Origin of the sequence: Pseudomonas sp. NY15354 (assembly GCF_048068075.1) — a bacterium.
GTDB classification, from domain to species: Bacteria; Pseudomonadota; Gammaproteobacteria; order Pseudomonadales; family Pseudomonadaceae; genus Aquipseudomonas; species Aquipseudomonas guariconensis_C.
The window spans coordinates 16,040-40,709 of sequence record NZ_JBLUPV010000035.1 but is presented as its reverse complement, the minus strand read 5'-3'; the positions used below and the strand labels follow the sequence as shown (position 1 = coordinate 40,709).

The 24,670-nt window shown below is 63.6% G+C and carries 19 protein-coding genes; 15 read left to right on the top strand and 4 right to left on the bottom strand.

Annotation, left to right across the window (positions count from 1 at the left end):
- The first annotated feature begins 122 nt into the window (after positions 1 to 122).
- On the top strand, positions 123 to 2,384 hold the full coding sequence (locus ACNFCH_RS23025) for an Orn/Lys/Arg decarboxylase N-terminal domain-containing protein (RefSeq protein WP_416744019.1): 2,262 nt from the start codon (positions 123 to 125) through the stop codon (positions 2,382 to 2,384).
- Here ACNFCH_RS23025 and ACNFCH_RS23020 read toward each other — a convergent pair.
- On the bottom strand, positions 2,368 to 2,586 hold the full coding sequence (locus ACNFCH_RS23020; protein ID WP_337160208.1) for a hypothetical protein: 219 nt from the start codon (positions 2,584 to 2,586) through the stop codon (positions 2,368 to 2,370). The two genes, ACNFCH_RS23025 and ACNFCH_RS23020, sit on opposite strands and share 17 nt — an antisense overlap.
- A 154-nt stretch (positions 2,587 to 2,740) precedes the next feature.
- Between ACNFCH_RS23020 and chrR the strand changes: the two genes are divergently transcribed.
- Positions 2,741 to 3,298: a class I chromate reductase ChrR gene (gene chrR / locus ACNFCH_RS23015; RefSeq protein WP_196163659.1), complete on the top strand. Its 558-nt coding sequence runs from the start codon at positions 2,741 to 2,743 to the stop codon at positions 3,296 to 3,298.
- Between the two features lie 46 nt (positions 3,299 to 3,344).
- On the opposite strand, the gene phnX is transcribed toward chrR, so the two are convergent.
- On the bottom strand, positions 3,345 to 4,172 hold the full coding sequence (gene phnX, locus ACNFCH_RS23010; RefSeq protein ID WP_043214125.1) for a phosphonoacetaldehyde hydrolase: 828 nt from the start codon (positions 4,170 to 4,172) through the stop codon (positions 3,345 to 3,347).
- Positions 4,173 to 4,206: 34 nt separating this feature from the next.
- A complete protein-coding gene (locus ACNFCH_RS23005) occupies positions 4,207 to 5,313 on the bottom strand; it encodes a 2-aminoethylphosphonate--pyruvate transaminase (protein ID WP_196163660.1) in 1,107 nt (368 codons plus the stop codon).
- A 113-nt stretch (positions 5,314 to 5,426) separates the two neighbouring features.
- Here ACNFCH_RS23005 and ACNFCH_RS23000 point away from each other — a divergent pair, with 113 nt between their 5' ends.
- From ACNFCH_RS23000 to ACNFCH_RS22965, 8 genes are all read left to right on the top strand, one after another.
- A complete protein-coding gene (locus ACNFCH_RS23000) occupies positions 5,427 to 6,290 on the top strand; it encodes a LysR substrate-binding domain-containing protein (RefSeq protein ID WP_196163661.1) in 864 nt (287 codons plus the stop codon).
- Positions 6,291 to 6,517: 227 nt separating this feature from the next.
- On the top strand, positions 6,518 to 7,549 hold the full coding sequence (locus tag ACNFCH_RS22995) for an AraC family transcriptional regulator (RefSeq protein ID WP_337160209.1): 1,032 nt from the start codon (positions 6,518 to 6,520) through the stop codon (positions 7,547 to 7,549).
- A gap of 69 nt (positions 7,550 to 7,618) precedes the next feature.
- Positions 7,619 to 12,106: an NEL-type E3 ubiquitin ligase domain-containing protein gene (locus ACNFCH_RS22990; protein ID WP_337160210.1), complete on the top strand. Its 4,488-nt coding sequence runs from the start codon at positions 7,619 to 7,621 to the stop codon at positions 12,104 to 12,106.
- A gap of 122 nt (positions 12,107 to 12,228) precedes the next feature.
- Positions 12,229 to 13,875 carry an AMP-binding protein gene (locus ACNFCH_RS22985; protein WP_337160211.1) on the top strand — a complete coding sequence of 549 codons (1,647 nt, stop codon included), beginning with the start codon at positions 12,229 to 12,231 and terminating at the stop codon, positions 13,873 to 13,875.
- Between the two features lie 12 nt (positions 13,876 to 13,887).
- A complete protein-coding gene (locus ACNFCH_RS22980; RefSeq protein WP_416744013.1) occupies positions 13,888 to 14,655 on the top strand; it encodes an SDR family NAD(P)-dependent oxidoreductase in 768 nt (255 codons plus the stop codon).
- 12 nt (positions 14,656 to 14,667) lie between these two features.
- Positions 14,668 to 15,861: an acetyl-CoA C-acyltransferase gene (locus ACNFCH_RS22975; protein ID WP_416744011.1), complete on the top strand. Its 1,194-nt coding sequence runs from the start codon at positions 14,668 to 14,670 to the stop codon at positions 15,859 to 15,861.
- A gap of 8 nt (positions 15,862 to 15,869) precedes the next feature.
- Entirely contained in the window at positions 15,870 to 16,997 is a 1,128-nt protein-coding gene (locus tag ACNFCH_RS22970; RefSeq protein WP_337160214.1) for an acyl-CoA dehydrogenase, read from the top strand.
- Between the two features lie 13 nt (positions 16,998 to 17,010).
- Entirely contained in the window at positions 17,011 to 17,784 is a 774-nt protein-coding gene (locus ACNFCH_RS22965) for an enoyl-CoA hydratase (RefSeq protein ID WP_043213863.1), read from the top strand.
- A gap of 35 nt (positions 17,785 to 17,819) precedes the next feature.
- On the opposite strand, the gene ACNFCH_RS22960 is transcribed toward ACNFCH_RS22965, so the two are convergent.
- Entirely contained in the window at positions 17,820 to 22,364 is a 4,545-nt protein-coding gene (locus ACNFCH_RS22960) for a hypothetical protein (protein ID WP_416744009.1), read from the bottom strand.
- Between the two features lie 326 nt (positions 22,365 to 22,690).
- On the opposite strand from ACNFCH_RS22960, the gene ACNFCH_RS22955 reads away from it, so the two are divergent.
- From ACNFCH_RS22955 to ACNFCH_RS22935, 5 genes are all read left to right on the top strand, one after another.
- Entirely contained in the window at positions 22,691 to 23,095 is a 405-nt protein-coding gene (locus ACNFCH_RS22955) for a TraR/DksA family transcriptional regulator (protein WP_043213866.1), read from the top strand.
- Between the two features lie 179 nt (positions 23,096 to 23,274).
- A complete protein-coding gene (locus ACNFCH_RS22950) occupies positions 23,275 to 23,469 on the top strand; it encodes a hypothetical protein (protein ID WP_416744006.1) in 195 nt (64 codons plus the stop codon).
- Between the two features lie 55 nt (positions 23,470 to 23,524).
- The gene (locus ACNFCH_RS22945) at positions 23,525 to 23,701 is read left to right on the top strand and encodes a hypothetical protein (RefSeq protein WP_416744004.1); all 177 of its coding nucleotides are present in this window, start codon (positions 23,525 to 23,527) and stop codon (positions 23,699 to 23,701) included.
- A 280-nt stretch (positions 23,702 to 23,981) separates the two neighbouring features.
- Entirely contained in the window at positions 23,982 to 24,452 is a 471-nt protein-coding gene (locus tag ACNFCH_RS22940) for a hypothetical protein (RefSeq protein WP_196163672.1), read from the top strand.
- Positions 24,449 to 24,655 (top strand): hypothetical protein, encoded by a 207-nt coding sequence (locus ACNFCH_RS22935; RefSeq protein WP_416744002.1) that lies wholly within the window; start codon positions 24,449 to 24,451, stop codon positions 24,653 to 24,655. The genes ACNFCH_RS22940 and ACNFCH_RS22935 overlap by 4 nt, the downstream gene beginning before the upstream one ends.
- Positions 24,656 to 24,670 lie beyond the last annotated feature (15 nt).

The window sequence follows — 24,670 nt, the reverse complement described above, 5'->3', positions numbered from 1 at the left end:
AGCGGCCTTGTGCCGCGAAAGGGGTGCAAAGCAGCCCTTGGGTTCCTAACCCGCCTCGCACCCTGATCGGCCAGCTTCTACCCTGAAAGGACGGACCCGTCCTGCGAAGGGAGTAGTTGCCGATGTACAAGGACCTCAAGTTCCCCATCCTCATCGTCCATCGCGCGATCAAGGCCGACAGCGTCGCCGGTGAGCGCGTGCGTGGCATTGCCGAAGAGTTGGCCCAGGACGGTTTCGCCGTCCTGGCCGCCGCCGACCAGGCCGAAGCCAGGCTGGTAGCAGCGACCCACCACGGCCTGGCCTGCATGCTGATCGCCGCTGAAGGTGTCGGCGAGGACTCCCATCTATTGCAAAGCATGGCCGAGCTGATCCGCCTGGCGCGACAGCGCGCGCCAGACCTGCCGATCTTCGCCCTCGGTGAACAGGTCACTCTCGAATATGCCCCGGCTGAAGCCATGAGCGAGCTCAACCAACTGCGCGGCATCCTCTACCTGTTCGAAGACACCGTCCCCTTTCTCGCCCGCCAGGTCGCCCGCGCCGCCCACAATTACCTCGATGGCCTGCTGCCACCGTTCTTCAAGGCGCTGGTGCAGCACACGGCGCAATCGAATTATTCCTGGCACACACCTGGCCATGGCGGTGGCGTGGCCTACCGCAAAAGTCCGGTGGGGCAGGCGTTCCATCAATTCTTCGGCGAAAACACCTTGCGCTCGGACCTGTCGGTCTCGGTGCCCGAGCTTGGCTCGCTGCTCGACCACACAGGCCCTCTGGCCGAAGCCGAAGCCCGGGCAGCGCGCAACTTTGGCGCCGACCATACGTTCTTCGTGATCAACGGCACCTCCACCGCCAACAAGATCGTCTGGCACGCCATGGTCGGTCGCGACGACTTGGTCCTGGTGGATCGCAACTGCCACAAATCGGTGGTCCACGCCATCATCATGACCGGCGCAATCCCGATCTACCTGTGCCCGGAGCGCAACGAGCTGGGCATCATCGGCCCGATCCCGCTGAGCGAATTCAGCCCAGCTTCGATCCAGGCGAAGATCAATGCCAACCCCCTGGCCCGTGGGCGAACGTCGCGCATCCGCCTGGCCGTGGTGACCAACTCCACCTATGACGGTTTGTGCTATCACGCCGGGCTGATCAAACAGGAGCTCGGCGCCAGTGTCGAGGTGTTGCACTTCGACGAAGCCTGGTTCGCCTATGCCGCCTTTCATGAATTCTTTGCCGGGCGCTATGCCATGGGCACCGCGCGCATCGATGACAGCCCGTTGGTGTTCAGCACCCATTCCACCCACAAGCTGTTGGCAGCGTTCAGTCAGGCGTCGATGATCCATGTGCAGGACGGCAGCCAGCGGCAACTGGACCGTGACCGCTTCAACGAAGCCTTCATGATGCACATCTCCACCTCGCCGCAGTACAGCATCCTGGCGTCCCTGGACGTGGCCTCGAGCATGATGGAAGGCCCGGCGGGGCGCTCGCTGTTGCAGGAGATGTTCGACGAGGCCCTGAGTTTTCGCCGTGCCCTGGCCAATCTGCGCGAGCACATCGCCGCCGATGACTGGTGGTTCAGCATCTGGCAACCGCCTGCGGCCGAAGGAATACATCGCCTGGCGGCGCAGGACTGGTTGTTGCAACCAGGCGCCGAGTGGCACGGTTTTGGCGACGTGGAGCAGGACTATGTGCTGCTCGACCCGCTCAAAGTCACCCTGGTGATGCCAGGGCTCACGGCCGGTGGCGCCTTGGGCGAGCATGGCATTCCGGCAGCGGTGGTGAGCAAGTTTCTCTGGGAACGTGGGCTGGTGGTGGAGAAGACCGGGCTGTACAGCTTTCTCGTGTTGTTCTCCATGGGCATCACCAAGGGCAAGTGGAGCACCTTGCTCACCGAGCTTCTGGAGTTCAAACGTCACTACGATGGCAACACGCCGTTGGGGCAATGCCTGCCCAGTGTGATGGCCGTGGCGCCGTCACGCTACCAAGGGCTGGGCCTGCGCGATCTGTGCGGGCAGTTGCACGACTGCTACCGGGCCAATGCCACGGCCAAACAGCTCAAGCGCCTGTTCACACGGTTGCCGGAAATGGCCATCAGCCCGGCCCAGGCCTATGACCAGCTGGTGCGCGGGGAGGTGGAGGCCGTGCCGATCGAGGCATTGCTGGGGCGTGTGGCGGCGGTGATGCTGGTACCGTATCCACCTGGCATCCCGTTGATCATGCCTGGTGAGCGCTTCACCGAGGCCACCCGCGCGATCATCGACTACCTGGCCTTCGCCCGGGCATTCAATAGCGGATTCCCCGGTTTTGTCGCCGATGTCCATGGCCTGCAATGCGAGGACCATGGCCAGGGGCCGGTCTACACCGTCGATTGCATCAAGGAATGCGGATGAGCTCGACGCCAGTGCGGGCCAGTTCGAAGCGATCTTCGCCCAGGTGATTGACCCGGTCGCCGACGGGCAGGCGGTAGGTGACGATCGGCGCGCCGAGGGTGCTGCCGTCGGGCTGGAGCGTTGGCTCCTGGAACTCGTGCACGGGATAGATGCGGCCTTCGGCATCACGTGCGTGGAATTGGCCGACCAGGATTGCTGCCATTTGCGGGAAAACCTCTGAAATTATCGGAAACATCTGCAGGCATAGACCTGTGAACCGAGGGGGAAGTTTTCCGCGAGCGGGAAAAAATCTCCGAGAACAGGGAGCGGTCATCTATAACTACAACTTCCCCAACCAATAGAGGTTGAACACCACCATGAGCCAGGTTTATTCGGTAGCGGTCGTCGTCGGCAGCTTGCGCAAGGATTCCTACAACCGCAAGGTGGCCCGGGCCTTGGGGGAGCTGGCACCGTCCAGCCTTGCCCTGAAGATCGTCGAAATCGGCGACCTGCCGCTGTACAACGAAGATGTCGAAGCCGACGCCCCCGAGGCGTGGAAGCGCTTTCGGGATGAAATTCGTCGCAGTGATGCGGTGCTGTTCGTCACCCCTGAGTACAACCGCTCGGTGCCTGGCGGCTTGAAGAATGCCATCGACGTAGGCTCCCGGCCCTATGGGCAAAGCGCCTGGAGCGGCAAGCCGGCGGCGGTGGTGAGCGTGTCGCCGGGCGCGATTGGCGGTTTCGGGGCCAACCATGCGGTGCGTCAGTCGCTGGTGTTCCTGGACATGCCGTGCATGCAAATGCCGGAGGCTTACCTCGGCGGGGCGGCGAGCCTGTTCGAGGACTCGGGCAAGCTCAACGACAAGACCCGGCCATTCCTGCAGGCCTTCATCGACAAGTTCGCGGCCTGGGTGAAGCTCAACCGCGCGGTCTGACCTGAAATACGCTGGGGCTGCATAGCAGCCCCAGCGATCTGGAGGTTTACGATGCCTGCGGCATCTCGCCTTTGGCCAGGCGACGGTTGATGTCGGCGATCACTTCCGGCAACTCGTTGATGGTGTCGATCAGGTAGTGCGGGCGGGAGCTTTCGAACATCGCGTGGATACGCTTGCGCTCGCTTTCGAGCTTCTCGGCGCTCAGGGCGCGATAACCTTCCCAGGTCAGGCCCAGGGCGTTGCCCGAGCACACCAGGGCGACAGTCCACATGCCGGCGCGGCGGCCTTCGAGAATGCCCGGCACGGTGTCGTCGACCTTGACGCAGGCCGCGACATCATCGATGCCCAGGGCGATCACGTTGGCCAGTGCCTGGGCCGGCCACGGACGACCGTTCGGGGTTTCATCGGTGGCCACCACGTGGTCGGCGACGTAGCCGTTCTGCTTGGCAAGCTCCACCACCTTGTCCATCACCACTTTCGGGTAGCCGGAGCAGGAGCCGATCTTCAGGCCGTCCTTGCGCAGGCCGGTCAGGGTGTCCAGGGCGCCGGGGATCAGCGCCGAGTGCACGGCGATCTTCTCGATCTGCAGGGGCATGAAGCGTTCATAGATGGCAGTGACGTCGTCGTCGGTCGGGGTGCGACCGAAGACTTTGCGGTAGCGCTCGGCAATCTCGGGCACATCGCACAGGGTGCGGATGTGGTCCCACTTGCCCATGCCCATTGGGCCGCGGGCTTCTTCGATGGACACCTGGACATCGAATTCGGCGAAGGCTTCGACGAAGATCTGGGTCGGGGCGAAGGAGCCGAAGTCGACCACGGTACCGGCCCAGTCGAGGATGGCGGCTTGCAGCTGGGTAGGGTTGCTGTAGTTCATGTGCGCGAATTCCTGAAGAAAAGGGTCGGTCGAATTAGATGTCCAGCACTTCCATTTCCCGCAGCACTTGGGCCACGGCATCGACGGCGGCTTGCATGCCCTCGGCACCCACCACGCCGATGCAGCCGACGCGGAAGGTTTCCACCTGGGTCAGCTTGCCCGGGTAGAGGATGAAGCCCTTGGCCTTGACGCGTTCGTAGAAGTCCTTGAACTGGTAGCGAGCATCACGTGGGGCGTGGAAGGTGACGATGATCGGCGCCTGGATCTCGGCGGGCAGGAAGCTGCGCAGGCCGAGCTTGGCCATGCCCTCGAGCAGGGTCTTGCAGTTGTCGGCGTAGCGCTGGTGACGGGCTGGCAGGCCGCCTTCCTCGTTGTATTGCACCAGGGCTTCGTGCAGCGCTGCGACCACGTGGGTCGGCGGGGTGAAGCGCCATTGGCCGGTCTTGGCCATGTAGGCGTGCTGGTCTTGCAGGTCCATGGCCAGCGAGTGGCAGTTGCCTTCGGCGGCGGCCAGGGCGTTTTTCTCGGCGAAGACAAACCCCATGCCCGGTACACCTTCCAGGCACTTGCCGGAGGCGGCGATCAGGGCTTCGAACGGCACTTGGGCGGCATCGATCGGCAGGGCGCCGAAGGAGCTCATGGCATCGATGATCAGGCGCTTGCCATGGCGTTTGACCACCTGGGCAATCTCGGGCAGCGGGTTGAGGATGCCGGTGCTGGTTTCGCAGTGGATCAGCGCCACATGGGTGACGGCTGGGTCGGCGGCCAGCAGGCGATCGACATCGGCGGCGGTGGTGGGTTGGTCTTCGGCGGTTTCGAAGGTGCTGTAGGCACGGCCCAGGACCTTGCAGATCTTGGCCAGGCGCTGGCCGTAGGCACCGTTGATCAGGACCAGCACCTTGCCGTCGCGTGGCACCAGGGTGCCGATGGCGGCTTCCACGGCGAAGGTGCCGCTGCCTTGCAGGGGGACGCAGTGGTGGGTGGCGGTACCGTTGACGATGGCCAGCAGTTGTTCGCACAGGCTGGCGGTCAGTTGGTTGAAGTCGCGGTCCCAGGAACCCCAGTCCACCAGCATGGCTTGGCGGGTGCGGGACGAGGTGGTCAGTGGGCCAGGGGTCAGCAGGATCGGGGCGTTGCTCATTCCGTTATTCCTCACAAGCGGTGGGCTGAAACGTACGGGGCCTAAATTGCAATTTGCCGAGTTATCAATCAAATTGTTTGTCGTTATGCCAGCCATAAGTAAGGCCGATAGCTATGAACCTGTTCCAATTACGCGCCTTCGACGCGGTGGCCCGCGAAGGCAGCTTCACCCGCGCCGCAGCGCGCCTGTTCATCAGCCAGCCGGCGGTGACTGGGCACGTCAAGGCGCTGGAGGAGCACTACCAGATCACGTTGTTGCGCCGGACCGCGCGGCGCGTGGAGTTGACCGAGGAGGGCACGCGCCTGGCGGCCATCACCCGGGCGATGTTCAGCCTGGCCGAAGAAGCCCAGGCGATGCTCGAGGCCAACCGACAATTGCTCACCGGGCGCCTGGAGGTCGCCGCCGACGGCCCGCACCGGGTGATGCCCATGCTCGGCATGCTGCGGGCGCGTTATCCGGGTATCACCGTGAACCTGCGCCTGGGCAACGCCCAGGAAACCCTGGCGGCGCTGCTCTCTGAACACGCCGACGTGGCGGTGCTGACCGAGGTTGAACCGCGCAAGGGCCTGTACCTGCAGAGCCTGGGCGATTCGCGGCTGTGCGTACTGCTGCCGGTCAGTCATCCGTGGGCTGCGGGCGAGGGCGAACTGCCCCTGGCGGACCTGGACCGCCAGATCATGGTGCTGCGTGAGCCCAGCTCCATGACCCGGCGCACCTTCGACCAAGCCTGCAGCGATGCCCAGGTGCAGCCGCGGGTGCTGCTCGAGCTGGACAGCCGCGAGGCGGTCACCGAGGCGGTGGCGGCGGAGTTGGGTTTTGGGATCGTCTCGTCGATGGAGGTGGCCCATGATCCACGAGTAGTGGCCAGGCCGTTGGCCGGGGAGGGGCTGGTCAACCGGCACATGATCGGTTGCCTGGAGCGGCGCCGGGAGCTGCGCTTGATCCAGGCGTTCCTCGGATTGGCGGCGAGCCTGTGACCGCTGACCGAGATGATCAGCCCAAGCCTGCTCGTTGGCATCCTTGACGCATTCGCGGGTAAGCGCCCCACAGGCACAGCGATGTCCTTGAGAACAGCGCAGAAACCTGCGGGAGCGGGTTTACCCGCGAAGTAGTCGCCACGGAGCAAGACAGTTCCCCGGCGCTGGCGTTTTTCCACCACGGGCCTAAGATGGCCGGCTGAAACAATACAGGCGCTGAAAGGCCGATGAGCGACAAAGACACCATTTCCATGCAGCTGGTGCGCGAGGCGTTGTTGCAGACGTGCCCGGCAGGGCAGGCCGATGCGCCGTTGCTGGCCCGGGCCGGTATCGATGCCAGCGAACTCGACCTGCCGCAGGCACGGGTGAGCGCCGAGGCCTACGCGCGGCTTTGGCGCCTGCTGGCCCGGCGCTGCAACGACGAATTCTTCGCCATGGACCCCCGCGGCCTGCGCAGCGGCAGCCTGGCGTTCCTGTGCCGGGCCAGCATGGCCCAGCCCACCCTCGGTGCAGGCCTGGAGACGGCCCTGGCGTTTCTGTCGTTGATGCTCGAGGACCTGCAGCCGAGCCTGGTGCGCCAGCAGAGCCTGGCCGAGATCGTCATCAACGAACCACGGGAAACACCACGCCGCGCCTTTACCTATTTCACTTTCTGGATGATCGTCCATGGCGTGGCCTGCTGGCTGGCCGGGCGACGCATTCCGATCCTGGCCATCGACCTGCGCTGCGCCGAGCCGCCGTTTTGCGATGACTACCGCGTGATGTTCTCGGAGAACCTGCAGTTTGGCCGGCCCCGCACGCGCATGATCATCGCGGCCGACTGCCTGGATGTGCCGCTCAAACGCACCCCTGAAGAGCTGCAGCGGTTTCTGGCCGAGGCGCCGGGCAACATCCTGGTCAAGTACCGCGACCCGGCCAGCTTGGCGCGGCGCATTCGTCATGACCTGCTGGCCCTGGACCCTGCGTCCTGGCCGGATGCCGAAACGCTGGCACGTCAGCTGTGCCTGTCCGCTTCGACGCTGCGCCGTCGTCTGGCCGAGGAAGGGCAAACCTATCAAGGCCTCAAGGACAGCGTGCGGCGTCAGTTGGCGATCCAATGGCTGGCCGACTGCGAGGTGGGGTTGGGCACCATCGCAGAACGCCTGGGGTTCGCCGACAGCAGCTCGTTCTACAAGGCGTTTCGCAAATGGTTTGGGTGCAACCCAGGGCATTACCGCGAGCTGATCGGAACGTCTGGTCCGGCCGGAGCCTTGCCCTAGGCGGATTTCCGTCTGCCGCACGCGGCGGGCCGTCGCCAATGTGGCGCCTTTCAACACGAAGGGCTAACCATGACACAGCGCGACAAACCGTCCTTGGACGCGGCACAACAAGCAAAACTGGCCACCGCCACCGATGACTTCATCATCAAGCGGCTGCCGGGGTGGCTGGAGCAAGGCTCATCTGCCCAGATCAGTGCGCTACGGACGCACTACAAGGCCCTGAAAGCCAGCCAGGCCAAGGTGAGCAAGGCGACCGAGACGCTGGTCGGGCTCCAGGCGTATGCGAAGGAAAAACTGCGCCCACTGCTGCCCGCCACGCCGGCCCCCGACACGCTGCAATGGCGCGAGATCCTGCCCAGCCTGCAGGTTCCGTTGAGCACCGGTTGGCTGGACTACAAGCCCGATGAGCGTCGCCATCCCGGTTTGCTGAGGCTGATGCAGAACTTCACCGAAGGTGCGCGGTTCTTCGACGGCAGTGGTTTGGTGGCCGAAGGCAAAGACACCGTGCTCACCCCCGACCTGCCCGAACTGGTCCGGCAATGCCGCACGCTCGACGTCGGTGCGGGCTACCAGACGTTGCTGAAAAAGGTATTCGACCCAGCCACCTGCAAGGCCTTGGCTGCCGAAAAGCGCGCGGGCTTGAAGCTGGCAGCCGCTGTCGCCGCCCTGCAAGGCAAGCTGGACAGCACCACCCAGGCGGCCTTGGAGCAGATGGTGGATGCCGGCAGCGAGCAGGGCGAGAAGACGCTCGCTTACCCCGGTTTGCTGACGGTGCTCGGGCAGCCGCTGGTGGATGGGTTGCTGGTGCAACTGCGCAACAGCCAGGGCGAGGATGTAGGGCAGGTGCTCTACCTGGGCGGTGACCTGGAGAAGGGGCTGCGTCATTTCCCATCCCGCAAGGCCCTGAATCAGGCGTTGGCCGAGGCGCTCAAGCAGCCTGACGATCAACGATCGTTCAGCCAACGGGTCGAGCTCGGCCAACGGCCAGCATGGCTGGCACTGCTCAACCTGCGCCTGGCCGATGCCGAGCCCGATCTGCAGATCGAAGGCGAGCCAGTGACAGGCGATGTGTTCGATGGCCTTGTGCAGCGCCAAGTCGAGCGCTTGAAAGCCGATGCCCGCCTGCTGTTGGTGCCGACCGCCGATGTGGACCATCAGGCCAGCAAGGCCAGGCTGCAGGCCTGGAAGGAGGCGGGGCTTGGCCTGGTCAACCTGGCCGGGTTGTTCGTGCCCGCAGTCGGCGCTGCGCTGCTGGGGCAGTTCGTCGTGCAGACATTGGCTCACGTGTTCGAAGGCGCGGTGGATTGGCAGCGCGGCCACCAGCACGAGGCGCTCGAGCACATGCTGGGTGTGGCGCAGAACCTGGCGGTGGCCGGTGTGGTGGCAGCCGGTGCCCAGGCGGTGGCCAGTGGCTTCGAACGCAGCGCCTTCGTCGATGCGTTGGAGCCGGTGACAGTCGATGGCGGCAAGATGCGCCTCTGGAACAACGACCTGGGTGTCTATGAATGCACGCCGGACGATCCCCTGCCAGCGCCTGACGGCCTGTGTGGCACGGGCGAGCGGCGTTGGCTACGCAGCGGGCAACGCTACTACGAGGTGCATCGGCCGGTGTCGGACGGCCCTTGGCGGTTGCGTCATCCTGAACGCCAGGACGCGTTCGGCCCGATCGTCGAGACCAATGGCGAGCGATGCTGGCGCCTGCGCCAGGACAACCCGCTGGAGTGGAGCGACAGCGCGCGCATGCTCGACACCTTGTGGCCGATGCCCGAGCGTCTGGATGCCGAACATGCCGAGCAGATTCTGCGCATCGCCGGGATGGACCAGACCGAACTGCGAGCGCTGTTGGTGGACAATCGTCCTGTGCCGGTGCAGCTGCGCAGCACCTTGCGGCGCTTCGAGGCCCATGGGCGAATCGAGGCGTTCTTCGATCACCTGGAGGCTGGCACCGAGGGCGAGGCGCAGATCCAGGCGTGGTGCGACGCCCGGCCTGAACTGCAGGCGCTGAGCCCGGCGGCTCGACGTGAACAGCTGCTGGAGGACCAGGCGCTGCTACGCGAGCAACTGCTCGAGCACCTGAGCCAGGAGACACTGGCCGACGATGCGTTGCGCACCTTGCTGCAGCGGGACTTTCCCAGATTGCCGCAGGCCTATGCCCAAGAGGCGATCGGCGGTGTGTCTGCGGTGCAGCGTAGCGTGGCGCTGGCCGAGGCCCGTGTGCCGCTCGCACTGGCACGCAAGGCACGTGAGCTGAACCAGCAAGCTCGACTGGCACGAGCCCTGGAAGGGGTCTATCTGACCCATACCGACAGTGATCTGTGCGGCGAGCTGGTGTTGGCTGTGCTTTCGCGCCTGCCTAACTGGCCGCAGGACGTGAACCTGGAGCTGCGTGAGGGTTCGGACACCGGCCCCCGTCTGGCAGTGATCGCGCCTACCGCCAGGCGTGACGAGGCTCGGACGTTGCTGGTGCGCAAGGACGGCCGGTTCCGTCTCTACGACTACCACGGGCGCGAGCTGGAAAGGGATGTGGCCGAGCCGAGCGGGATCTTCGAGGCGGTCACCGCCGTGCTGACGCCCAAGCAGGCCACCCGGTTGGGCCTGGCAACCGAGGATACGCCGCAGGCCTTGCGCCTGCTGGTCCAGCAGCGCTTGCCGACCACGCGCAAGGCACTGCTGCAGTTGCTCAGTTGGCCGGAGCCTGCCGCGTCGTTCAATCCGCCACAGCGTCTTGCAGATGGCCGGCTCGGGTATCCGCTCAGTGGCCGCGGTGCGGCAGGCCAGCGCGCGCAGGACACCCTGCGCTTACGTATTCGCAACCTGTATCCGCAGTTCGATGACGAGCGCGTAGAAACGTTTCTTGCGCAATTGCTCAGCGCGCCGGGTTCGCCGTTCGAGGTGTTGCTGGTGCAGGAAAACCAATATGGCCAGCTCGACGAGGCACTCAACCGATGGGTATCGGCCGAAGGGAGCGCGTCCAGGCGCACGCTGCGCCAGCACCTAAGCCGACGGTTGCGCCAATGCTGGCGCCTGCAAGGGGAGGCGGTGACCGGTGAAGATGGACAGCCCCAAGGCATGCGCCTGGACTTGAGCGGTTTTGCGTTGCAGGCATTGCCTGAGATACCCACGGAGGTCGAGTTCTCGCATGTGACGGAGTTGACGCTGTCGGGCATGGACCTTGAGCAGGTGTCCACCCCGTTCCTGCGCTGTTTCGGCTCCGTGCGACGACTGAACCTGGCGGACAACCGTCTGCGTCGTCTGCCCGACGGCATAGGCTATCTGTCGGATCTGCGCAGCCTGCAACTGGCGCGCAATGCCATCCGGCTCGATCCTGCCGGTATCGCTATCCTCACGGCGCTGCCTGAGCTCCATGAGCTGGACCTGAGTTTCAACCCGCTGGGTGCGCCACAGATGCACTGGAACCATCTGTCCGAGCTGGATCTGCTACGCCTGCGCCGTTGCAGCTTGACGGCCTGGCCGTCGGGGTTGGAGTTGTGCGGGCGGCTCACCTACGTGGACTTGCGTGACAACCAGATTGTCAGCGTTCCGACTGAAACCCTGCAGATGCCTCTTGCGCACCGGACGGCATTCATCGTCGATGGCAATCCGCTGCCGGCCTGGGAGCTGGCGCGCCTGGTCGCCCTGGACATCAACCATTTGCCCCACGATCCACTGGACACCGAGGTGTCGGTGGCGACGACTACCCGTGACCGCTGGCTGCAAGATGGTGGCGCCGACCTGCGTGCGACCCGTCAGGCGCAATGGGACAGCCTTGGCACCGACCCCGACAGCAGCGGCCTGTTCGAACTGCTGGGCGAACTGCGGCGCACATCGGACTACCAAAGCGCGCCAACTGACCTGGCCGAGCAGGTCTGGGACCTCATCGGCTTTCTGGCGAACAACCAGACCTTGCGCGACCGTCTGTATGTTTGGGCCAATCAGCCGCGCAGTTGCAGTGACAGCGTTGCCCGTCAGTTCAGTGACCTGCTGGTCCACCGGCAGGTGGTCGAGGTGGAAAATCGCACCGGTAGTGTGGAGGCGGGCGGGGAACTGCTGAAGCTGGGCCGTCAGCTGTTCCGGCTGGACCAAGTGGAACGAGTCGCCTCCCAGGACATCGCCCAGCGACTGGCTGCCGGCCGGACCGTCGATGCCATCGAGATCAGCCTGTTCTATCGGGTGCGCCTGGCCCAGACGCTGGAATTGCCTTTCCAACCGCGCTCAATGCGCTTCTTGAACCTGGCCAACGTCAGCGAAGCGCAGTTGCTGGAGGCCTTACGCGCTGTCCAGGCCGCGGAAACCAACGAGGCACTGGTCGAGAGCCTGGGTGGGCGGCGCTTCTGGCGTGACTACGTGCAAGCCCGTCATCCGGCGGTTTTTACCAGCCTGAAGGCGTCCTTCGAAACGCAGGGCACTGAACTGGACGAAGCGCGTGCTGGACTGTCCAGCCAGGAATACACCGAGCGATGGGGGCGTTTGCAGAGCGCGCGGGAGGCGGCGGTGCAGCAGAGGGTCGAGCAGTTGACCCTTGAAATCCTCGAGTCGCAGGCCCTCGATCAGGCCTGAGGGCGCAACGGCCAAACCGGTCATCGAGATTGACAGCTTTGGCCATTGCCGGGCTGGGTGGCCGGCGCGAACATCGTCAGACAAAGGGTCCACTCCAACAACAATAATCTAGGAGTCTGACGATGCGTGACTACGCCGAAGCCGCCCGTTCGTTCGATTACACCCAGGCCACACAGGACGCGCTGCGGGGCAACCTGCAGGCCATGAACGCCTGTGTCGAATGCTGCGACCGCCATGTGGGCAGCGACCGGCCTGCGTTGATCTGGGAGGATCGCGACGGCAATGGAGCGGTCTACAGCTTCGATCAGCTCCAGGCCCTGGCCAAACGCTTTGCCAATGTCCTCAAGGCTCAAGGCGTCGGTGCCGGTGACCGGGTTGCGGGTCTGATGCCTCGCACCCCCGAGCTGTTGGTGACCATTCTTGCCACTTGGCGCCTGGGCGCGGTCTATCAGCCGCTGTTCACCGCCTTTGGCCCCAAGGCGATCGAGCATCGCCTGGAGCAGTCCCGCGCCCGTGTGGTGGTCACCGAGCGCAACAACCGGCCCAAGCTCAACGATGTCGCGGATTGCCCGACGATCATCACGGTGGGTGCGGTGGCCGGTGAGCTGGATTTTCATACCGAATTGAATGCCGCCGCCAGCGAATGCGAGCCTGTACTGCGTAGCGGGAACGACCCCTTCCTGCTGATGTTCACCTCCGGCACCACAGGCCCGGCCAAGCCGCTGGAAGTGCCGCTGCGGGCCATCGTCGCTTTTCAGGGCTACATGCGCGATGCCATTGACCTGCGCCCGGAAGACAACTTCTGGAACCTGGCCGACCCGGGCTGGGCCTATGGCCTGTATTACGCCGTCACCGGTCCGCTGGCCCTGGGCCATGCCACCACGTTCTATGACGGCCCGTTCAGTGTCGAGAGCTGTGCGCGGATGATCGACAAGCACAGCATCAGCAACCTGGCTGGATCGCCTACGGCTTACCGCCTGTTGATCGCCGCCGGCCATGAATTCTCGGCGCCGATCAAGGGCCGCCTGCGGGTGGTCAGCAGTGCCGGCGAGCCGCTCAACCCCGAGGTGATCCGCTGGTTTGCCGAGGAGTTGAACGTGATCATCCACGACCATTACGGCCAGACCGAGCTGGGCATGGTGCTGTGCAATCACCATGCACTGGAACACCCGGTCCATCTGGGCTCGGCCGGATTCGCCATCCCCGGTCACCGCATCGTGGTGCTGGATGAACAGGGCAACGAGCTGCCGGCCGGACAACCGGGCATCCTCGCCGTCGACCGTGAGCAGTCGCCGCTATGCTGGTTTGGTGGCTACCACGGGTTGCCGACCAAGGCGTTCATCGGCAAGTACTACCTGAGCGGTGACACGGTCGAGCTCAATGCCGATGGCAGCATCAGTTTTGTCGGACGCAGCGACGATGTGATCACTACCTCCGGTTACCGGGTCGGGCCGTTCGACGTAGAAAGCGCGCTGATCGAACACCCGGCAGTGATCGAAGCGGCGGTGATCGGCAAGCCCGACCCGGAGCGTACCGAACTGATCAAGGCATTCGTGGTGCTGGCCAAGGGGTTCGAAGGCAGCGCCGAACTGGAAGAAACCCTGCGCCAGCATGTGCGTCAGCGTCTATACGCCCATGCCTACCCCAGGGAAATCGAATTCGTCAGCGAGCTGCCCAAGACCCCGAGCGGCAAGCTGCAACGCTTCATCCTGCGTAATCAGGAAATCGCCCTACAACAAGCCGCGCAGGCTTCTCACGCCAGCGCCTGAAGGAAGCACATCATGCAGATAGCCAACAAGCATTTCATCGTCAGTGGCGCGGCCTCCGGGCTCGGTGCCGTCACCGCGCAGATGCTGGTCGACGCCGGCGCCAAGGTCATGCTGGTCGACCTCAATGCAGGCGCAGTCGAGGCCAAGGCCCGTGAACTGGGCGAGCAGGCGCGCTTCGCGGTCGCCGACATCAGCGACGAGCAGGCGGCCCAGGCAGCAGTCGATGCCGCGGTCAGCGCCTTCGGCAGCCTGCACGGGCTGGTCAACTGCGCCGGTATCGTCGGCGCCGAGAAAGTCCTGGGTAAACAAGGTCCACATGGCCTGGCCAGCTTCGCCAAGGTGATCAACGTCAACTTGATCGGCAGCTTCAACCTGCTGCGCCTGGCGGCGGCAGCCATGGCCGAAGGAGCGGCGGACGACGGTGGCGAGCGCGGGGTGATCATCAACACCGCGTCGATCGCCGCCTACGACGGCCAGATCGGCCAGGCCGCCTATGCTGCCTCCAAGGGCGCGATCGCCAGCCTGACCTTGCCGGTGGCCCGTGAGCTGGCGCGCTTCGGCATCCGCGTGATGACCATCGCCCCCGGCATCTTCGAGACGCCTATGATGGCCGGCATGACCCAGGAGCTTCGCGACTCCTTGGCCGCTGGCGTGCCGTTCCCGCCGCGCCTGGGGCGCCCGCAGGAGTACGCAGCGCTGGCCCGCCATATCATCGAGAACAGCATGCTCAACGGCGAGGTGATCCGCCTCGACGGTGCCTTGCGCATGGCTGCCAAGTAAGGAGATCCGTACATGACACTCGCCAACGACCCGATCGTCATCGTCAGCGCCGTGCGCACGCCCATGGGCGGCCTGCAGGGCGACCTCAAGAGCCTGACCGCGCCGCAGCTGGGCGCGGCCGCCATCCGTGCTGCGGTCGAGCGCGCCGGCATCCAGGGCGACAGCGTCGAGCAGGTGCTGTTCGGTTGCGTCCTGCCGGCCGGCCTCGGCCAGGCGCCGGCCCGCCAGGCCGCGCTCGGCGCGGGGCTGAACAAACACACCACTTGCACCACGCTGAACAAGATGTGCGGCTCGGGCATGCAGGCGGCGATCATGGCCCATGACCTGCTGCTGGCCGGCAGCGCCGACGTGGTGGTGGCCGGTGGCATGGAAAGCATGACCAATGCACCTTACCTGCTGGACAAAGCCCGCGGTGGTTACCGCATGGGCCATGGCAAGATCATCGACCACATGTTCATGGACGGTTTGGAAGACGCCTACGACAAGGGTCGCCTGATGGGCACCTTCGCTGAGGATTGCGCCCAGGCCAATGGGTTCAGCCGCGAGGCTCAGGACCAGTTCGCCATTACCTCGCTGACCCGCGCCCAAGACGCGATCAAGAACGGTCGCTTTGCCGCCGAGATCGTTCCGGTCGAGGTCACCGAGGGCAAGCAGACCCGCACCATCAGTGATGACGAGCAGCCGCCCAAGGCGCGCCTGGACAAGATCCCACAGCTGCGTCCGGCCTTCCGTGACGGCGGTACCGTGACGGCCGCCAACTCCAGCTCCATCTCCGACGGCGCCGCCGCGCTGGTGTTGATGCGCAGATCCGAGGCCGAAAAGCGAGGGCTCAAGCCCTTGGCGGTGATCCATGGCCACGCGGCCTTTGCCGATACCCCGGCACTGTTCCCCACCGCGCCCATCGGCGCCATCGACAAACTGATCAAGCGCACCGGGTGGAACCTGGCCGAGGTGGACCTGTTCGAGATCAACGAGGCCTTCGCCGTGGTCACCCTGGCGGCCATGAAGCACCTGGACCTGCCGCACGAGAAGGTCAACATCCATGGCGGCGCTTGCGCCCTGGGCCATCCGATCGGTGCCTCCGGTGCGCGCATCCTGGTGACCCTGCTGTCGGCCCTGCGCCAGAACAACCTGCGCCGCGGCGTGGCGGCCATCTGCATCGGCGGTGGCGAGGCCACGGCCATGGCCGTCGAGTGTCTGTACTGAGGTGAACCATGCTGGTAACTGACGAGCAACAACAGATTGCCGACGCCGTTCGCGCTTTCGCACAAGAGCGCCTGAAACCGTTTGCCGAACAGTGGGACAAGGAGCACCGCTTCCCCCGCGAGGCCATCGCCGAGATGGCAGACTTGGGCCTGTTCGGCATGCTGGTGCCGGAGCAGTGGGGCGGCAGCGATACGGGTTACGTGGCCTACGCCATGGCCTTGGAGGAGATCGCCGCGGGCGATGGTGCTTGCTCGACCATCATGAGCGTGCACAACTCGGTGGGTTGCGTGCCGATCCTGCGCTTTGGCAACGAGCAGCAGAAGACGCAGTTCCTCACGCCCCTGGCCAGCGGCCAGATGCTCGGCGCCTTTGCCCTGACCGAACCTCAGGCCGGCTCCGACGCCAGCAGCCTGAAGACCCGGGCGCGCCGCGATGGCGATCACTATGTGCTCAGCGGCAGCAAGCAGTTCATCACCTCCGGGCAGAACGCCGGGGTGGTGATCGTCTTTGCCGTGACCGACCCCGAGGCCGGCAAGCGTGGCATCAGCGCCTTCATCGTGCCCACCGACTCACCGGGCTACCAGGTAGCGCGGGTCGAAGACAAGCTGGGCCAGCATGCGTCCGATACTTGCCAGATCGTGTTCGACGAGGTGCGTGTGCCGGTGGCCAATCGCCTGGGCGAAGAGGGCGAGGGCTACAAGATCGCCCTGGCCAACCTCGAAGGTGGGCGCATCGGCATCGCCTCCCAGTCGGTGGGCATGGCCCGGGCGGCGTTCGAGGTGGCTCGCGACTATGCCAACGAACGCCAGAGCTTCGGCAAGCCGCTGATCGAGCACCAGGCCGTGGCGTTCCGCCTGGCCGACATGGCCACGCGCATCGCCGTGGCCCGGCAGATGGTGTTGCATGCCGCGGCGCTGCGTGACGCAGGCCGTCCGGCGTTGGTGGAAGCGTCCATGGCGAAGCTTTTCGCCTCGGAAATGGCAGAAAAGGTCTGTTCGGATGCCTTGCAGACGCTCGGCGGATATGGCTATCTGAGCGACTTCCCGCTGGAGCGGATCTACCGCGACGTTCGGGTCTGCCAGATCTACGAAGGCACCAGCGACATTCAGCGCATGGTCATTGCGCGCAATCTTTGAAGGAGCAGTCTGCATGGCATTCGAAACCATCCTGTTGGACATCCACGGCAAGGTCGGCCTGATTACCCTCAACCGGCCGCAGGCGCTCAATGCCCTGAACGCGCAGATCGTCGGCGAGATCAACCAGGCCTTGGACCAGCTCGAGCGTGACCCGAACATTGGCTGTGTGGTGCTGACCGGCTCCGCCAAGGCCTTTGCCGCTGGCGCCGACATCAAGGAAATGGCCGAACTCAAGTACCCGCAGATCTACGTCGAAGACCTGTTCAGCGATGCCGACCGCATCGCCAACCGCCGCAAGCCGATCATCGCTGCGGTGTCCGGCTTTGCCTTGGGCGGTGGTTGCGAGCTGGCGATGATGTGTGACTTCATCCTGGCCGCCGACAATGCCAAGTTCGGTCAGCCGGAGATCAATCTGGGCGTGCTGCCGGGCATGGGCGGCACCCAACGCCTGACCCGTGCGGTGGGCAAGGCCAAGGCCATGGAGCTATGCCTGACTGGGCGCCTGATGGGCGCCGAAGAGGCAGAACGCGCCGGCCTGGTGGCCCGCGTGGTGCCACAGGCCGAGCTGCTCGAGGAGGCCCTGAAGGTCGCCGCGACCATCGCCAGCAAATCCATTCCGGTGAGCATGATGGTCAAGGAAAGCGTCAACCGCGCCTTTGAAGTCACCCTGAGCGAAGGGGTACGCTTCGAGCGTCGGGTGTTCCACGCAGCCTTCGCCACCGAGGACCAGAAGGAGGGCATGGCCGCCTTCATCGCCAAGCGCGAGGCGCAGTTCAAGGATCGTTAAGAACAGTCGGGGCGCCTCAAGGCGCCCCGGTCGTTTCAGCCGGTGAAGAAATACTGCTGCGCATCGGCCAGGGAAATTGGGCTGCGGTAGACCTCTTCGGTCTGCCCTGTGTCCGGTCGGCTGACCTGGGCGCCTTGGGCGTATCGCTGCGCTGCGGGCTTGAGGTGGCCGGCGACGAAGGCTTGCTTGCCGGCCTCGAGCGTGCGGTAGTGAAAATGCGCGACCCACAGCAAGGACTCGCCCTTGTAGATCCCATAGTCATCGAGGTAATCCGCAGGCCTGCCCTTGACTCGGGCGAGCAGCTTGCGCGGGCTCTCCACGCGCACTGTCACGACACCCTGATCGATGAGAAAACGCAGCTCGGCCATTCGCGGTTTTTGCGCCAGTGCCGCCTTGGTGCGCAGTTCGATCGACTTGCTGGTCAGTTGAGCGTCCAGGTCTTCGAGTGCTTTGATCGTTTCGGCTGCATCGTGGTTGCCACTGACCTCGTCCGTCTGGTTGTCGGCCGTCAGGTGCTTTTCGATCGCTTCGCGCAAGGTACGCAGGCGGCCGCGCTGGTGGTGCAGCAGTTCTTCTATCTCGATGGGCAGGTACTGGTTGAAGGTACCGCCTTCCAAGCGCTGCAGTTCTTTGCGCGCGGTCTGAAGACGCGCTTGGCTATCCTTGAGCAGGTGCTTGAGCTTACGCACGGTCGTGGGTTTGGCAGGTGCTTGCTCTGCAAGCGCCACCCAACGATCGTTTTCCAGTTTGTAGGCGCGTGAACTGGCATTGTGCGGCGCGATGGGGACATCGACGACGGTATCGTCGTCTGGACGGACATTGCCCAGCAGCACATCGCCTTCCTGGGTTTCGATCAAACCTGGCACTTGCTTGCGCAGTTGGTTGACGGTATTGCTAGGTAGGATTGCCGCGTACTCGTCGAGGGTGGGTTGCAATTCCTTGGCGGCACCGTCGATGTCTTCCAGCAGGCGCGTCAGCGTCGGCTGGGCGGTGTCCAGGTTCAGATGGGATTTAAGATTGCCCAACTGACGACGTGCTGTCTTGAAGTGGCGATCGATACTGGTGGCCAACCGACTGACCACATCGTCATTGGGCTGATCGAGCGCCAGCAGTTGCTGACGCTGGGCAAACGCCAGGTCGAGGCTTTCGCCGCAGTGCTGCAACCAATACTCGCTGTCATCGTCGAGCGCCTCGAGCAGCGACAAGTGATTGATGCTGGCCTCGATGCGTGACCAGCGCCACGCTAGCGGCGACCTGACCAGCTCCCAATCGATCGAGGCCGCGTCGAGGTACTCGATGATTTTAGGTTGAGAACGGCTGGCAAGGCGCTGAAGTTGTTCCATGCCATCGACCAGGCTCTGGCTGTTGTCCAGCAGCTTGTTCAGCAGCGGTAGCAAGGTGTCGATGCGTTGGCCCAGGCTGCGCTTGTCGGCCTTGGTCAGTTCGTAGCCCCTGTGCTGTAGCCTGATCATGTCATCGACCTTTTCCCGAATGGGCGCATGCAGCCAAGACAGGGTTTCATCGATCTTCTTTGCGTAATGCAACTGCTGAGAAAGCGCATAGGCGCGCTTGATCTTGTAGTCGCGCAGCGGCTTGAGCTCATTGAATTGGTTGATGCGTCTCAAGTGCTCTTGCCAGAACGTCGTGAAGTCCTGAAGCTTTACCAGGTAGTTGCGCAGTATGCTTTCAGGCGCCTTGCGGTGCGCTAGCTTCGCGACCTTGTCGAGGTATTCGCGTTGGGTCTTCTGGTAGGTCACATCCTCTTGGATCTGGGTCTGCAGGGCTTCCAGCTCTTGTTGGTTGGCGATGCGCAACTGCTCGACCCGGCTATAAAGCGGCATGCCAGCACGCAGGCGCAGCCCAATATCCAGCTGCCAGCGACCGGCAACATCCCGTTGGAGCCAGGGGCCTTTGATGAGTTCGTCTTTGCTGTCGACGATCCGCGGGCACTGTTGGTGGGTGTCGAATTCGACTTGGTAGACCTTGTCGTCGAGGGCCGCCCAGCTTCGGTCTCTGTATAGATACAGGCCCTCCAAGGGGCCGCTTGGGATCGGCTTGCCCAGCTGGGCGAGGGTCGTGTCCGCGCAGAGTGCGTCCAGGGTTTTTCGCTGTGAGGGATCGAGCGTGCGCTTAGGGTTTGCCCAAGAGAAGTCGAGGACTTCCTCACGTGGCGACACGGTCAGTGTGGGCAGGGCCGGCAGCAAGTTTGTGGCAGGGTCGGCTTGGGAGCGCTGCGAGGCGGCTTTACGCAGTACTTCGATGCGCTTGAAGGCATGGTTGAGTAACAACAATGCCAGGTTGAAAAGAAACTCCACCAGGGCGGCGATGCGCTCGCCGGAGCTCTGGTTCTGGTGCTCGCCCACCAGTTCGAGGAAGGCGCTTTCCAGCTGGATCGCCCAGATCGGCGCGGCCAAGGGCTCGGCCACAAAGGGCAATGCAGTGTTGAGGAGCAGCCAGCCGAGGGATTTCCAGCGCTCCCAACGGGCCTGGGCGCTGGTCTGGGCATGGGCTTGGAACTGGCTGATGGTTTCCTCGATGCACCCTTGGTAAATGGCCTGGGCAGGGTCAGCCTGTGGTGGCTCCAGCGCCAGGGTGACTGGCGCTGGGGTGCCGAACGGGACGGCCCAGTCGTCTTCCAGGGGGTGAAAAAGGTGGGGTTCGAGGAAGCCGCCATGGGCATAGACCTTGCGGTCCTCTTCGGGTAAGCGATCGAGCAGGTCGTCTTGCAACGGGCCGGGGGCTGCGATCGCGTCAAGCAACGCCTGCCTGTCGTCGAAGGCCAGCAACGGCTCGCTGTGCAGCGGGCGATACAGCAGGCAAGGCTGCGGGGTGGCAGTTTGTGTTTCGATCAACCAGGTGTTGAGCGGATGGTCGGGGCTGGCATCGAGGCTTCTGAGCAAGCCGAACGGGCGCAGTTGCCACGAAGTGCTGCGTTGCGAGGCATCGCTGAACACCTCGCCGATACCCTTGATAACGTCGAAATCTATCGGTTTGCCCTGCAGGTTCAGCGCCATGGCAAGGGCAGGTAGTTGCGTGTGCAATTGCCGTCTTAGCAACGACTCGCGACGTGACCGCTGCGACGAGTCATCCAGCAGCGTGGCGCGCAACATGGCTGGGTAGTGCTGGGCGACATCCACCTGCGTGATCAGTTTGCGTAAATAGGGCTCATCGAACCACGCGGGCACAGGTTTGCCGTCGAGAGATTGGAGCGTGACCTTCCCTGGACGCAGCAGTCCCAGGTTGCTGATTGCCAATTGGGGCAGGGTGAACGTTTCAGTGTGTGGCGTGATGTCCGTGGCGATGCTTTCCTGGACGGGCAGTGCGGCGACGGTGGTTTGAGCGTTGACGACCCTGAGTGTCGAGAGGTCCAGGTCGGCGTCGGGGTGGTCCTTCAGGATACGAGCCTGGAGCTTCTGCGTGGCGAAGCTTTGAGCATCGGCTACACCATCGAGCCAGGAGGTGTACTGGGCGTCATGGTAGCTCTGGGCAATCTGGGTCAGCAGCGTACTGTAACGAAACAGTTTTTTCGGGGAAGCCTCCTTCAGCCATGCGGGCAAATGGCTCGCCAGACGTTCGTGCAAGGTGGCCTCTGCCGGGCTGCACAGGCCGAACATCGATGTCAGGCGGTCGAGGTCGGTCGACAGATCGGTCGCGCGGACCAGATCGTCCTCTGGCGAGGCGCTCAGTTGCGATCCATGCAACTGCTGACACAGCACGCCGAGTGCCTGGCTTTGGAAGTACGGCAAGGTGGGTGACACCAGATGCACGTCTGGCCCGGATACCCCAGGCAATGCTGGCCGAGGCCTTGCGGCATGGCTCAGCAGCGCCTGGCGTGAAGGAAAGGACATCAGCTTGCCAGTGGGCGTAAAGAGCAGTGTCGTGCGCGGCTCGGAGCGCTCGCCAGCGCGCTCGATCAACAAGGCGCTGGAAAGCGAAGGATCCAGTTGCCAGTTGTTCACGAAGTCCATGCGCAAGTTGTTGACCTGGATAGTAGAGGCGTCGAGGCTGGCTTGCGTGGTGGGGGCCGGATGCGATTGCACCCATTGCGCCGCGCTCAGCGCGTCGGCAGACAGCGTCGCGTCGCGTTGGCTGTCCTGCACGGCCTGGCTGAACTGTTGCTGCAGGTAGTCGCTGTACCACTGCCAGGGTGTCTGTCCCTTGTCATCGGTGTCGCCCCAGAAAGCGATCAGGGCCTGTTGATACGCCTCCAGCATGAACGGGCCGCATTCATTGATCATGAGCGCCAGCGGGTACAGATCAAGTGCCAGCGCCTTGTCTGGGTCATGTTCCTGTTCGGGGGTGACGTAGTGCTCGTGTGGTGTCAGGTTCAGCGTGCGGCGCAAGCAAAAGCGCTCGACCAGCACATGGCTCAGCGGACGGATGAAGGGCGGCGCCGAGTCCGGCCCGAGGCTGACCAGAAACAGCTCGCGAGGGTCCGCGCTGGACGGTAGGCGGCGTGTCAGCCATTGTTCGGCCAGCACTTGGTCGGCAATGTCGAACAGCCCAGGGCGGGCATTGAAGCGGATCGCTACCTCGCACTCGAGGCTTGGGCTTGCGGGGCGTTGGGACGTATTGCTCATGGATGGCTCCGGATATGAACGGTCCATTAGCAAAGCCGCCTTCGTGAGGTCGCGGTCGGTAGCCGGCTACTACGTGTTGCAGGGTCTCGCCTGGCTGTTGCGCGATGCAGCGCAAAACCGACGAACTGTTGCCGTGGCGCAGGGCGCAATTGGCTGCATTTCGGGTAAATTCACGGATCAATGGTGTTGCCCCATACGGCCCGCCGCCTTAGACTGCCGCCCCCTGTAAAACAGAGCCGGTTGGCGCTTTAAGAATTTCGTTGCCCACGAACCGTCGTTGGCGACACCCGAATCGCCCAAATGCCTATATTTTCATAGAGAAATCGATGACCAAGGAACAGTTGCTGGCTATGTCGGCCGATGACTACATGAACGCCGAACAGTTGGCTTTCTTCACAGGCCTGCTGCAAGCGATGAAAGTCGAAACCCACGAGCGCATCGAGCTGAGCCGCGCCACCATCGAAAGCCTGGACACACCTTCGGATCCGGCCGACGTGGCCTCGGTGGAAGAAGAGCGCCACTGGCTAGTCAACGCCATCGAGCGCGACCAGCGCCTGCTGCCGCAGCTGGAAATGGCCCTGGGCCGCATCGCTGACGAAAGCTTCGGCTGGTGCGATGACAGCGGTGAACCCATCGGCCTGCAGCGTCTGCTGATCAGCCCGACCACCAAGTACTGCATCGAAGCTCAGGAACGCCACGAACAGCTCGACCGCCACCAGCGCCAGATCTGATCGTCACGTCCAGCAAAGGCCCCATGAAGCAATTCATGGGGCCTTTTGCGTTTTCGCCTGTTGGGCGCATTTGTTGCTGTGGATGCAATACAGCTGTACTGGCGCGCGCTTTTTCCGCCTGATTGGCGGGCGTATGATGGCTATATCGTTAGGTTGCTAATTAAGTTCCGGAGGGGATGATGAATAGCCGAGTCGATGTCGCCGTCATGATTGGTTCAGGTGTGCCTGCGACACTGCAGGCCATGGGCCGGCGTGTCTGTTGGGTGGTGTTGGTCAATGGTGAGCGCCGTGGTACGGCCTTTGGCAGTCGCAAGGAGGCAGTCGAATGCCAGGCGGCATGGTTGGCGCAACTGCAAAAGGGCAAGGCTGCCTGAGTGTTGGGCCTTAGGGTCATCGTTCGAGCTGGCGCGCCAGGTCACAGGCGTCCTGATGGCGGCGCCGAAAACCTTTGATGCGACCGGTGGTGCGTTCGGCGACATGAAAGAAATCGACGCCGGCGGGAATGACGATGAACCGGGGATTGTTTTTGCCAAGACAAGAAATGCGCTGGACCTCTCGACGGGTTTCGGTGTTTTCGTGCATATTCTTTCCCCTGTAATGCGCTGATGGATACCGGGCCTGTTCTGCGAAGGGCCTGACATTATCTATTGCATCTTTTCCTGCAAATTTGTTGTCAGAACATTACGTTTCCTATCGAGGAAACTGCCGAAAAGCCGTCTTGAGGTCTTGGCTGGCAAGCTAGAGTAACGATTCCTGCCTGCCGCATCGCATGCCTGCACAGACGTTTCGTGCATCGCTTCATTAGTCTTTCATGACATCGACTTGAAATGACCGCGCCCCCGCGCTTTCGCTGGGGGCGCCTGTAACCGGTTCGAGGAATTCTTCATTGGCAGTCAGTACACTGGATACCCACGCGTTGTTCGCCCTGGGCGATTTGCGGGCCAAGTTGGCCAAGCTGTTCCACGGGCGTTTCATCTATGTCACCGAGCAGAGCCCCGATGGCCTGTACATGGCCGAGATCGATACCGATGACGCGCTGGTGGTCGACAACAAGCAGCACCTTGAATTGAAAGTGGGTGACCACTTCCGCGCGGCGGTACTGCCCAGCCGTGAGGGCGGCAAGCTGGAGCTGCGCTTTCGTGAAATCAAGCTGAACGTCTATGGCGTTGGTGACTATGCCTTTGTCTCGGTGCCGGAGGGTGAGGGCATCGTCTTTCGTGAAGGGCAGGGCGTGATGCTGGTGTTCGCGGCGCAGCAACAGGTGCAAGAAGGCCTGGGCAAACTGCTCAAGGCGGTGACCGGCAAGGTCGCCAAATGGCGCAAGGGCGAGCTGACCACCTTCAAGGCCAGCGAATGAGCGACAAGGCGCCCACGGGAAGGGCGCAGTTTCATCGAGAGCACCAGGCGCAGGCCGTCGAGCAGGCCGAACGTCTGTTGGCGCAACGCGAGGCACTGGGCAGCGCCTGGCTGGGCTGGGTCGCGGGCCAGCTGTACCAGCTCAGCCCGCCTGAGTTCGCCGCCATGGTGCGCCGGGAGCTGCAACGCCTGAGTCAGGGCTGAGGCAGTTCCCGATGT

What these genes read in the sequence shown, in the direction of transcription:
- ACNFCH_RS23020 (WP_337160208.1), bottom strand. Translation starts at nt 2,586, where the DNA reads ATGGCAGCAATCCTGGTCGGCCAATTCCACGCACGTGATGCCGAAGGC.
- ACNFCH_RS23025 (WP_416744019.1), top strand. Translation starts at nt 123, where the DNA reads ATGTACAAGGACCTCAAGTTCCCCATCCTCATCGTCCATCGCGCGATC.
- ACNFCH_RS23005 (WP_196163660.1), bottom strand. Translation starts at nt 5,313, where the DNA reads ATGAGCAACGCCCCGATCCTGCTGACCCCTGGCCCACTGACCACCTCG.
- chrR (WP_196163659.1), top strand. Translation starts at nt 2,741, where the DNA reads ATGAGCCAGGTTTATTCGGTAGCGGTCGTCGTCGGCAGCTTGCGCAAG.
- ACNFCH_RS22990 (WP_337160210.1), top strand. Translation starts at nt 7,619, where the DNA reads ATGACACAGCGCGACAAACCGTCCTTGGACGCGGCACAACAAGCAAAA.
- ACNFCH_RS22945 (WP_416744004.1), top strand. Translation starts at nt 23,525, where the DNA reads ATGGCGGCGCCGAAAACCTTTGATGCGACCGGTGGTGCGTTCGGCGAC.
- ACNFCH_RS22960 (WP_416744009.1), bottom strand. Translation starts at nt 22,364, where the DNA reads ATGAGCAATACGTCCCAACGCCCCGCAAGCCCAAGCCTCGAGTGCGAG.
- phnX (WP_043214125.1), bottom strand. Translation starts at nt 4,172, where the DNA reads ATGAACTACAGCAACCCTACCCAGCTGCAAGCCGCCATCCTCGACTGG.
- ACNFCH_RS23000 (WP_196163661.1), top strand. Translation starts at nt 5,427, where the DNA reads ATGAACCTGTTCCAATTACGCGCCTTCGACGCGGTGGCCCGCGAAGGC.
- ACNFCH_RS22975 (WP_416744011.1), top strand. Translation starts at nt 14,668, where the DNA reads ATGACACTCGCCAACGACCCGATCGTCATCGTCAGCGCCGTGCGCACG.
- ACNFCH_RS22965 (WP_043213863.1), top strand. Translation starts at nt 17,011, where the DNA reads ATGGCATTCGAAACCATCCTGTTGGACATCCACGGCAAGGTCGGCCTG.
- ACNFCH_RS22970 (WP_337160214.1), top strand. Translation starts at nt 15,870, where the DNA reads ATGCTGGTAACTGACGAGCAACAACAGATTGCCGACGCCGTTCGCGCT.
- ACNFCH_RS22995 (WP_337160209.1), top strand. Translation starts at nt 6,518, where the DNA reads ATGAGCGACAAAGACACCATTTCCATGCAGCTGGTGCGCGAGGCGTTG.
- ACNFCH_RS22980 (WP_416744013.1), top strand. Translation starts at nt 13,888, where the DNA reads ATGCAGATAGCCAACAAGCATTTCATCGTCAGTGGCGCGGCCTCCGGG.
- ACNFCH_RS22935 (WP_416744002.1), top strand. Translation starts at nt 24,449, where the DNA reads ATGAGCGACAAGGCGCCCACGGGAAGGGCGCAGTTTCATCGAGAGCAC.
- ACNFCH_RS22985 (WP_337160211.1), top strand. Translation starts at nt 12,229, where the DNA reads ATGCGTGACTACGCCGAAGCCGCCCGTTCGTTCGATTACACCCAGGCC.
- ACNFCH_RS22955 (WP_043213866.1), top strand. Translation starts at nt 22,691, where the DNA reads ATGACCAAGGAACAGTTGCTGGCTATGTCGGCCGATGACTACATGAAC.
- ACNFCH_RS22950 (WP_416744006.1), top strand. Translation starts at nt 23,275, where the DNA reads ATGAATAGCCGAGTCGATGTCGCCGTCATGATTGGTTCAGGTGTGCCT.